Annotated in this window: 5 protein-coding genes and 2 pseudogenes; 1 reads left to right on the forward strand and 6 read right to left on the reverse strand. The window is 68.4% G+C overall.

Going from position 1 to position 7,611, the window contains the following annotated elements; translation table 11 throughout:
- Positions 1 to 111 precede the first annotated feature (111 nt).
- The 5 genes from DLJ47_RS30410 to DLJ47_RS30430 form a co-directional block, all read right to left on the reverse strand.
- Positions 112 to 2,913: an ATP-binding protein gene (locus DLJ47_RS30410; protein WP_233258100.1), complete on the reverse strand. Its 2,802-nt coding sequence runs from the start codon at positions 2,911 to 2,913 to the stop codon at positions 112 to 114.
- Positions 2,910 to 3,656 carry a DUF4194 domain-containing protein gene (locus DLJ47_RS30415; RefSeq protein WP_109905169.1) on the reverse strand — a complete coding sequence of 249 codons (747 nt, stop codon included), beginning with the start codon at positions 3,654 to 3,656 and terminating at the stop codon, positions 2,910 to 2,912. The genes DLJ47_RS30410 and DLJ47_RS30415 overlap by 4 nt, the downstream gene beginning before the upstream one ends.
- Complete coding sequence (locus tag DLJ47_RS30420) at positions 3,653 to 5,188, reverse strand: DUF3375 domain-containing protein (RefSeq protein WP_109905171.1); 1,536 nt, start codon at positions 5,186 to 5,188, stop codon at positions 3,653 to 3,655. Before DLJ47_RS30420 ends, DLJ47_RS30415 begins: the two co-directional genes overlap by 4 nt.
- 482 nt (positions 5,189 to 5,670) lie before the next feature.
- Complete coding sequence (locus tag DLJ47_RS37565; protein WP_255562363.1) at positions 5,671 to 5,805, reverse strand: hypothetical protein; 135 nt, start codon at positions 5,803 to 5,805, stop codon at positions 5,671 to 5,673.
- Between the two features lie 139 nt (positions 5,806 to 5,944).
- Positions 5,945 to 6,457, reverse strand: coding sequence for a hypothetical protein (locus DLJ47_RS30430; protein ID WP_199236072.1), 513 nt, complete (start codon positions 6,455 to 6,457; stop codon positions 5,945 to 5,947).
- A 123-nt stretch (positions 6,458 to 6,580) separates the two neighbouring features.
- Here DLJ47_RS30430 and DLJ47_RS30435 point away from each other — a divergent pair.
- Positions 6,581 to 6,691, forward strand: a pseudogene (locus DLJ47_RS30435) (ATP-binding protein); the annotation flags it as partial.
- Here DLJ47_RS30435 and DLJ47_RS30440 read toward each other — a convergent pair.
- Positions 6,668 to 7,114: pseudogene (locus tag DLJ47_RS30440) on the reverse strand (helix-turn-helix domain-containing protein); the annotation flags it as partial. The pseudogenes DLJ47_RS30435 and DLJ47_RS30440 overlap by 24 nt on opposite strands.
- Between the last annotated feature and the right edge of the window lie 497 nt (positions 7,115 to 7,611).

A 7,611-nucleotide genomic window follows, 5' to 3' on the forward strand; every position in this document is an offset into this window, starting at 1 on the left:
CCACCAGTGCGTATCCCGATAGGCGTTTCTCTAGGCGATCCTCGGCCCGACAGTCGACCACACGGCCCTGACCACGAGCTTCATCCGGTCAGGATCTCTAGACCAGACGAATTACGCGGAACGCAGGTCCATCGCTCCGGCCAAGGGAACCAGGTCCTCCCCGCTCCACTTCATCAGCCGCTGGCGCCACTCTTCACGCCGCTCATGCAGGCCGGTCGTAAGGATGGTGTCAAGGATCGCCGCGTAGTCTGGGTAGGACGCGGCGCTGCGCCCGAGGTTCGGGTCGTTGAACTTCAGCTGGTACGCCGTGAAGATCCGTTCCAGCTCCGTCTCCGAGTTTTGGGCCTGCGCCTGCGCCTGCTTGACCGCAGCCGAAAGCCGCTGGTGCAGCCGGGCCAGGTTGGCCGGGAACTGGTCGAGGTCGTTGGGGTTGGCGGGGCCGACCGCAGCGATGAAGTGCTCGTCGAGCGCCGTGGCCTGCTCGTCGCTGAGAGCGATCCGCTGCTCTTGTCGCAGACGGCTCAGCTCGCCGTTTACGTTGTCTTGCCGGCGGGTTAGGGACGCCCATGCCGTGTCGAGGTCGTCCTTCTGTCGCTTGAGGTCGAAGCGGCGTTCGCGGGCCTTGTCCACATTCATTTCGAGCTCGTCGATGCGCCGCTGCAGCGCTTGCAGCCGGTCGTCGGCGTCAAGAATCGCCTGCCGCGCCGTTTGCAGCTCAGCGATCCGCGCCTCGACGCTAGCGACGTCGATGTCCTCCCACGTGATAGCGCGGATCGCCTCGTAGGCGCTGCGGCGACGGTCCAGCTCATCGCGTTCCTCGTCGATCGCCTTACGGTCCTCATCGATCTTGTCTAGTGCCTCGGTGATTTGGTCGAGCTCGCGCTCGATGTCGGCGATGGCGTCTTCGTTGCTGAACCCAATGATGTTGGACTGGTCGTTGCGGCCGTGGCTGCCCCGGACTCCGAGCCGAGTCTGCCCCGCCAGCGTGACGCGGTAGCCGGGCCCGTCGAGCTGGTGCGGCCTTTCCACACAGAGGGCGTTGCGGACCGGGTCGGACACGTGCCGGCGTACCCAGCCGGCGAACGGGGAATCTTTGAATAGCAGCTTTCCGGCGACCTTGGTGGAGTCCTCGTCGAGGTGGCCTGTCTGGTGCAGCCGCGCACCCTCGAACGTCAGCCGGCCGCGCAGCCGCAGCGGGTCGATGGCCGTGGAGAACGCTTCAAGCTGCTCCTGGGGAACGAGCAGCAGGCGGGCGCTGGCACCCAGGACCGTCTCCACGGCGGTGCGCCACCGTGCGTGTTCGGGGGCGACGTCGATCAGTTCGGCGACGAACGGCAGGTCCGCGACGTCGATGCCCGACGCCTCGGCGGCCTGGCGGCGCAGGTCGTCGAGAAATTTGGGGACGCGTCCGGCGCGGCCGGACAGCGAGGCCTGCTCGTCGGACAGGGCCTTTCGGCGCTGGAGCAGCGGGAACGACCGGTCGCGCAGCCCTTCCCGGCTGTCCCGCAGGGCCTTCGAGGCGGCCTCGTAGTGGGCCAGGAACGTCCCGGCGGTGGCATGGAGCTGGTCGAAGACGTCATTGTCATGCAGCGGCGTGGCGAGGCAGACCGTGCGTTCGGCGAGACCGTTGCGCCGCGCCAGGCGCTCGTCGCGGCTGCGACCCGCCTGCGTCACCTGTTGGGCCAGGCTGTCCAGCTCGGCACCGCCCGCCGCCTGGTGGGCGGCTCGGGTGGCGCCGAGTTCCTCGTCGAGGGATCTCACGTCCTTGTCCGCGCCCGTATGGTCCTTAACGGCGTGCTCGTGCTTGGCGCGGTTGTCAGTGATCACGGCTTCCAGCAGGGCCGCCTCGCGGCGCAGCCGCCACAGCAGGATGGGGCTGTCGTCGGTGGCGTTAAGGCCGAAGGTGTCAATCCGTTCGATCGTCGCCATGGCCGCGACGAGGTCCGCGTGCTTCTGCGTGATCGCCCCCAGCAGCTCGGCCTTCTGCTGCTCGGTGCGCATCGCGTTGTAGGCCACCTCGAGGTCGTCGAAATGGCCGATCGCCCGGTCCGCCGCCTCAAAGCTGGCCGGGCGCTCGAGGACCATCTCCTTGTACAGCTCGTCAACGGTGCGGATCTGGTGCCCCGCTTGGATTCGCACCAGCAGCCGCAGTGCCTTCGTCCCGTCGCCGTTCGCGCCGATGCCCAGCCGGGCGTACAGCCGAGCGGCGAAGGCGGCGTAGCTGTCGTGCGTCAGCAGGCCGGGGAACGCCGCCTTCAGAGGCTTCGGCGCAAACAGCGCGCCAGCGTGCACGGCCAGGTCAGCCAGGTCCAGCCGCCCCTCGTAGGTAGCCATCCGCATGATGATGTCCCCGGCCTGGGTCGCGCGGGCCGGCACGTGGTACACCCGCAGCGCGGTGAACCGGCGGGCGTGGTCGTCAACGAACGTCATCGCCACCGCGCCCCAGGTTGGCCGCCCGTCCCCGCGCAGCACCTTGGGGCGTTCCCGGCCGCTGTCGTCGGCGGTGGTGTCCGTCTGGCCGCGCAGGTAGGACAGCAGGTTGCGCTGCTCGGCGCTGCGGGCGCGGCCGGCGACCGCGTCGTTGGACGCTCCGTTGAACGAGGTGTCCGAGGGCATCATCAAGGCGATGTACGCGTCCAGCAGTGTGCTCTTCCCGGTCCCGGACGCCCCCGAGATCAAGGTCGCGCCGGGGTGGAAGTCGAACCGCACTCGGCCTTCGAACCCTCCCCAGTTGACCAGCTGGAAGGTCTCGGCCTTCCATTGCAGGCTGCCGTCGGTGGCGCCGGGGATGTAGAACAGCGGCGCCGCCGCGGATGACGTGCCCACCGGCCCCGCCACGATCGGGTGTGGCGTCTGCTGCAGCAGCAGCGATGCCGGCAGCAGGGCGGGCTGCGCGTTGCCGTCGATCGTCACCGAGCCTCCTCGTCGCTCATCTCGTCGCCGGCGTCGCCGCTCGGCCCGGTCACGCCGTCAGCGGCCGCGCCAGCCGCGTTGTGCGCCTTCAGCCACCGCAGCAGATCCTGAAGCCGCTCCAGGGGAAGCACCACGTCGATGGCCGGGCTGACCTCGAACCGGTCGGCGGTGCTCGGGCCAATCAGCAGCCCGGCCCGGTTGAGGCTCTCGATCGCCTTGGCCGCGCGGCGGGCATCGCCGGCCTGATCGGTGGCCTGCGCCGGGCGGAACGTGACGATGTGCTCGAGCATGTCCTGCCGATCGATGAAGGTCCGTGACGTACCGGCGACCTCCTCCGAGCGGCTGCGGGTGCGCAGATACACCAGAAGGATGGTCTCCTCGCGGGCCCAGGCGGTGTCGTGCAGCAGGGTCGGGAACCGGCCGCCGCCTTCCGGAACCACCTGCCGCTTAAAGGCCACCTCCCGATCGGTGTCCAGGTGAAGGTCCAGGAACAAGTCGTTGAGCCGGGAACGGATCAGCCGTGGGTTCGCCGTAAGGGCCTTCCATTCCTTCGGGTGGCTCTGCGCGGTGATGAACCGCTGCTTGATCAACGCGACCAGCGCCCGTCGCTGTGGCAGCTCCAGGCCTCCCTCATCGCCTTCGAACAGCGCGACGCTGCTGGTCAACTCCCGCTCCGGGTCGTCCCAGCCAGCCGTAGCGAACGGTTCCGGTCCGCTGGCCGGGTCGATGTCGTCAACGCTCACCGCTGCTCCGATCCCGCGGGCATGTCCGGCCCACCAAGCCGACCCTCGACCGCCTTGTCTGGCGCGTCCCGCCCCGGCACGATCACCGGGACTGCCAGCTCCCGTCCAGAACCGTCGGGGCGGATCGTTCGGTAGGTCTCGCGCCGTTCCCCGTCCCGCACGAGGCTGTCCATGTTGGTGGCCAGGTGTAGCAGGCCGAAGATCTCAACCGGCCGGCGCAGCGGCGCATCTAGCATGTCGAACAGCCTCCCCAACGACGTGAGTGGCTCGTCCGAGGCGAGGGCCTGGTCGATGGCCACGCGGAGCGGCGTTAGGGACGGCCCGCCCTGCGCGAGCAGGTCCGCCAGCGACAGGTCATCGGGGCGTTCGGTGGCCATGTCCCGCAGCGGGGGCGGCGCAGACTCGTCGTCCGGGTTATGGAATCGCTCGCGTAGGTGATTGACGTCCACCCGTGCCGGCAGCAGCGGCAACGGGACGCTGCTGCGTGGCCCGGCGACGGTCATCCACTGCGCCAGTTCGGCGTCGAGCTGGCGAAGAGTGCTGTCCAACTCGCGATCCCGGACGGTGTTGTGCGTTTGGATGTACTCGCGCAGCGTCGCGGTGACCCGGTTGCGCTGGCCGAGGACCCCGTCGATGCCCCGGCGGATCAGGCCAACGGTGCCGCGAAGGTCGCGCCGGTCAGCATCATTGAGGATCTCCTCGGCCATCGGGTGCGCCAGCAGGGCCGCGAGGTCCTCACGCAGCTGCAGCAGCAGCTCGTCATCGCGCAGCAGGGTGAACGCTCCCTCGAACGCCCGGCCCTCGGCGGTCGCCGTCATCAACGAATCGGTCCGCCGCAGGTAGTCGTCGATCACATCACCGGCGTGCCGGTCCTCCGCGCGAAACGAGCTGAGGATCTGCGAGCGCAGAGTGGCGAACGCTTCCTCGACCCGGGCGAAGTCGCTGGGCAGCGCCGCGACCAGCTGGAGGAGTTCGCCATACCCCTCAAGCATGTAGTCGGCGGATGCCCGCGGCAGCTCCCCACCGTCAAGCAGGCGGTCTCGCTCCCGGGCGAGCCGGGCAATCTCACTGTTGAGGATCTCCACCCGGGTCGCCCGGTCGGGGTTGACCTCCGTGTTGAACCGGCGCACGGCATTGACAATCGTGGCGATCCGGTGCTCGCTCAGACTCGCCCGCTCCCGGGTCAGGCTGGTGACAAGGTTGAGCGCGTCCTGAGCGTGGCTGGTCAGCGTGTACACCTCCGTGCCGTCGTCCTCCACACTGCGGACCAGCCACTGCCCCCGCATCCAACGCAGGCACAGGTCACGGCTCGAACCTGCCGGAAGGTCCATGACACCCGCGCTCCGCAGCTCGTCGAGATAGGCGTCAACCTGGGCGTGTAGCCGGGCAGCCGGAATGGTCCGACTGTCCCGACTGAACACGCTGCGAAAAATCGCGATCACAACCCTCGCATGCCCCTTGTACAGCAGCGCCAGCGTCGGCTGGTCGAAAGCACCGGCGACGCGAGCCAGCTCGCCGACGATGTCACTCAACGGTCACCACCGCCCATGTGCCTCGCATCGGCGTCGCCGACCCGACACTCCGGCTGGCACGACCGGGCTCCGGAACGCCCTCCCGCCGATGCGCGAGCAAGGGAGCTGGCCGACCACCCGATCCGGCCTCGGCAAACCGGGGTTCTCCCGCGCCGGCACCCCGCCCGCCCGCGAGCCCATCCCCGTCCGGCTCGACACCGCCAGCCGTCGGTCCTCATAGCCTCCCCATCCGCGTCGTCGATGCCGCTCGATGATGCCAGGCGCATACGACAAAACTCCGAAGTCGTACACGGGTACGACAGACGCCGCCTGATCGAGGCCGCTGTGGCCGGCGGACTGCCCTCCCGGTAGGTCGCCGCCGACGAAGCCGACGGCGGTAATCCGCACCTGGCAGCCGCGCTACGGCAGCATCCGCTCGGCTACGTCCTCGCGGCCGACTGCTCGCACCGGGTGCCTACCGGCCTCGGTATCCAGCGGGCCGATCAGATCGCTGCGGGACTACCCCCACCACCTGGCAGCGGATCTCCGTACTGGCCGTCGGCGACGAGCACCGGCAGCAGTTCGACCGCCTGCGAGGGGATTCGCCACTGGGCCAGCGACCGGAGCAGTTGCGCCACCTTAAGGCGAGTGGACGGGCCATCTCGGCGGGTACCGCAAGCGCGACATCGGCCACGGTCTCGGCGGCTTCAGGGTTGTCGGTGTCCAAGGCAAGGACGACGGGGGTACCTCAGTCGTCGATTGCCGTCGGCCGGCTCGTTATCGCTCCCACGCCTCCGCTGTGCGGCAGTTGTCGGACAGCCTGCCGTAGACAAGCTCTCCCGCTGGCGTGGTGTAACAGTGGGTGAGTTGGTCCTCGGCCTGGAACAGTGGGCGTCTGCCGATCTCCGCACCCTCGGCGTCGTAGCTGACCAGCTGGGGGTCGTCGTCGGCCTTGAGTCGGGCGCCGGTCGTCATCAGGCCGAATGCTCCGCCGGAGACACGCGCGAGCGTGGTATGGCCGTCACCATGGTCGAGCACCACTCGGTGGACCCGTCCGCTGACCCGTCCGCTGACGCTGACGTCCCCGCCGTCGGCCTCGGTGGACGTCAACAGGAGCCTTTGCACTGGGCCGGGCAGCCATCCGCCGTGTGGCCAGCGGTCGGTTCCGCCCCCGCCAGACGGCTCCTGGTTCCGTCCAGCAAGCGTGACGTCGCAGGTTGCGTAGCCGACATCGTTCATGAACAACACCAGAGCGCGGGGAAATAGCGTGTCCGAGATCTGAACCCCCACGCTCCGCACCTATGCGCACCTTGAGTGCGCATGCGCTGATACTACAGCCCGTACCACGCAGCAACGGAGAGCAAATTGGGCGAACCTCCGGGGCCGCGGCTAAGGCGAGGCCGCTAAGGGAGGAAGCGCTACGAGAAGGGATCCACCCTGCTCACCTCGAACAAAAGCTTCGGCGCATGGGGCCAAGTCTTCGGCGACGAAGTCCTCGCCACCGCCATCCTCGACCGGCTCCTTGCTGGCCTCGATGGCGACCTGCAGGTTGGTCAAGTGGCGGTAGTTCTTGCTCGACGCGGCGAGGCGATGGTCCCAGGTGGAGACCAGGGTGCCGTCGACGATGGCGATCTGGTCGACCGGCCGCCGGCGCACAGGTGCCAGGGCGAGCAGGGGTCCGAGGGTGTCGATGACCCGGTGCGCGGCGGAATGCGACACCTCAGACAGCGGGCCGATCTGCCGCATGGTCAGGTTCGTGCGCCAGTAAGTGGCCACCAGCAGCACCCGGTCGGCGAGGTCGAGAGTCCACTGCCGGCCCGGCCGGCCGTCCGCGATCGCGTCACCGCCACGCTCGGCGACCAAGCGGACCAGCTTGCGGACCTGGGCCGGCTGCATTCCGGTGAACGGGAGAACACACTCCGGGCGCCTCGCGGTGATCACCTGCACCCAGGCACCTTTCGACGATCGTCCTCACGGGATAGACGGCGGGGTTACGAGACGTCACTTAGCCTTGGTCGCTCTGGCAAGGACCATTGCATCCATCCGGCCACTGTTGGCTTCCCGCCTGTCTTCCCGTAACTGCTGGCGGCTCCACTGCCTCTTGCTGCCTTGAAGCAGGCGCATGTTGCGCGACTGGTGAGGTGGGTGGGATTGCCGGCGATCCCTCCCCTCAAAACCGGGCTGCCCAGCGGTCTGGGTTTCACAGCAACAACTCGATGCCGACCAGTCCGGTCCGGCCGCCGGCCACGAGCCACGGGTGGGTACCACTGTCATAGATGGTCAGCGCGTCGGCGGCGAAACCGGGTAGTCGTTGCTGCTGTCGGGGTACGGCCTGGAGTGCAGAGCTAGGTACAGCTGATCTTGCAGAGGTGCGCACTGTTTGTCCGTCGTCAGCGGGTGACTGAGGGTGAGGCTGCTCGGGTCGTGATCGGGCAGACGTGGGG

This window comes from Micromonospora sp. S4605, from assembly GCF_003176715.1.
GTDB lineage: Bacteria > Actinomycetota > Actinomycetes > Mycobacteriales > Micromonosporaceae > Micromonospora > Micromonospora echinaurantiaca.